Origin of the sequence: Clostridium yunnanense (genome assembly GCF_016595795.1) — a bacterium.
Lineage (GTDB): Bacteria > Bacillota > Clostridia > Clostridiales > Clostridiaceae > Clostridium_AR > Clostridium_AR yunnanense.
On sequence record NZ_JAENHN010000015.1, the window covers coordinates 1 to 820 of the forward strand.

General features: G+C 48.4%; 1 rRNA gene. It reads right to left on the reverse strand.

Annotated features, from left to right (window positions below):
- A 23S ribosomal RNA gene (locus JHL18_RS05895) occupies window positions 1-820 on the reverse strand; the annotation flags it as partial.

Genomic DNA, 820 nt, shown 5'->3' on the forward strand with positions numbered 1-820 from the left:
TAAATCTGCTAGCCGTAGCTTCGGTGATAAGTTTGAGCCCCGAACATCTTCGGCGCAGGATCTCTCGACTAGTGAGCTATTACGCACTCTTTTAATGAGTGGCTGCTTCTAAGCCAACATCCTAGTTGTCTTAGAAATCCCACATCCTTTTCCACTTAACTTATACTTTGGGACCTTAGCTGACGATCTGGGCTGTTTCCCTTTTGACTACGGATCTTATCATTCGCAGTCTGACTGCCGGACTAATACTATATGGCATTCGGAGTTTGATAAGGTTCGGTAAGCGATATGCCCCCTAGCCCATTCAGTGCTCTACCTCCATTAGTCATATCCGACGCTAGCCCTAAAGCTATTTCGGGGAGAACCAGCTATCTCCGAGTTCGATTGGAATTTCTCCGCTATCCACAGCTCATCCCATGGTTTTTCAACACCAACGTGGTTCGGTCCTCCACGAAGTTTTACCTTCGCTTCAACCTGGCCATGGATAGGTCACCCGGTTTCGGGTCTACGGCATGCAACTAGTCGCCCTATTCAGACTCGGTTTCCCTTCGGCTCCGTACCTTAAGTACTTAACCTCGCTACATACCGTAACTCGTTGGCTCGTTCTACAAAAAGCACATCATCACACACATATGGTGCTATGATCGGTTGTAGGCACACGGTTTCAGGTTCTATTTCACTCCCCTTCCGGGGTTCTTTTCACCTTTCCCTCACGGTACTTCTTCACTATCGGTCATCAAGTAGTATTTAGCCTTGGGAGGTGGTCCTCCCTGCTTCCCACAAGGTTTCACGTGTCTCGTGGTACTCTGGAGCAGAACTA